This window comes from Mesorhizobium sp. M1E.F.Ca.ET.041.01.1.1 (assembly GCF_003997355.1).
Classification (GTDB): domain Bacteria; phylum Pseudomonadota; class Alphaproteobacteria; order Rhizobiales; family Rhizobiaceae; genus Mesorhizobium.
Genome location: NZ_RZSL01001065.1, coordinates 1 through 1123, shown reverse-complemented (window position 1 = coordinate 1123; position 1123 = coordinate 1). Strand labels below are relative to the sequence as shown.

Genomic DNA, 1123 nt, shown 5'->3' with positions numbered 1-1123 from the left:
TTCCTGGGCGGCGCCGTTGAAGTCCGGATTGAGCGGCAGGCCGGCCTGCTGCGCGGCTGCCAGGTAGCGCTTCGTCAACGGATGCACCGCGTTCGAGCAATCGGTGATGTGCAACGGACCGCCGACGCCGCGCCACTGATCGGCGCCGGCCTCGTTGTCCTCCAGCGCCTTGAAGGCGGGGAGCAGGTCGCCATAGCTCCAGCCTGGATTGCCGGCGGCGGCCCAGGCGTCGAAATCCTCGCGCGCGCCGCGGATGTAGACCATGGCGTTGATCGAGCTCGAGCCGCCGAGCAGCTTGCCGCGCGGCCAGTGGTCGGCATTGTTGCCGAGGCCGGGCTCGGGCTCGGCCTTGTAGTTCCAGTTGACGGCCGGATCGAAGAAGGTCTTGCCGTAGCCGAGCGGCATCTGGACATAGAAGCGTCGATCGGTCCCGCCGGCCTCCAGCACCAGCACCGAAAAGCGGTCCGAGGCCGAGAGCCTTTCCGCGACGACCGAGCCGGCCGAGCCGGAGCCGACGATGATGAAGTCATAAGTCTGCATGATGCGCGCGCGGGCTCCGAAATCCGGCGCTTAGCCTAGACATTGCCGGCTCGCCGCGTCGCCGGGGCTTCCGTCATGGCTTGTGAAAAAAGCGACCGCTTGAGCGGCGCGCTTTTCGCTTTCAGCAGAGCTTGCGACATCGCGACCGCGTTGGTACGGGTTCAGGAAAGCAGCGGCTGAAGGACCTCCCCCATGGTGCACTACGCGGACGGAAAGCCGCTCGGCGATCTCACCTTGAGGACGCTCGCCATGCCGTCCGACGCCAATGCGGCCGGCGACATCTTTGGCGGCTGGGTGATGGCGCAGATGGACCTTGCCTGCGGCATCCGCGCAGCCGAGCGCGCCAAGGGCCGCGTGGTGACGGCGGCGGTCAAGGAGATGTCTTTCGCCAAGCCGATGAAGATCGGCGACACGCTCTGCATCTACACCCATGTCGAGCGCGTCGGCCGAACCTCGATGGTGCTCAAGGTCGAGGCCTGGGCGCAGCGCTACCTCTCCGACCTGATGGAGAAGGTCACCCATGCCGATTTCGTCATGGTGGCGCTCGACGGCGAAGGCAAGCCGAAACCGGTTCCAGCCGAAG

General features: G+C 66.3%; 2 protein-coding genes. One reads left to right on the top strand and one right to left on the bottom strand.

The genetic code is table 11. The features are described from left to right. A partial coding sequence (locus EOA38_RS37375; RefSeq protein WP_189435211.1) for a GMC family oxidoreductase N-terminal domain-containing protein occupies positions 1 to 540 on the bottom strand: 540 nt, incomplete at its 3' end. Between the two features lie 192 nt (positions 541 to 732). Between EOA38_RS37375 and EOA38_RS37370 the strand changes: the two genes are divergently transcribed. Further along, on the top strand, positions 733 to 1123 hold a 391-nt coding region (locus EOA38_RS37370; RefSeq protein ID WP_145966327.1), incomplete at its 3' end, for an acyl-CoA thioesterase.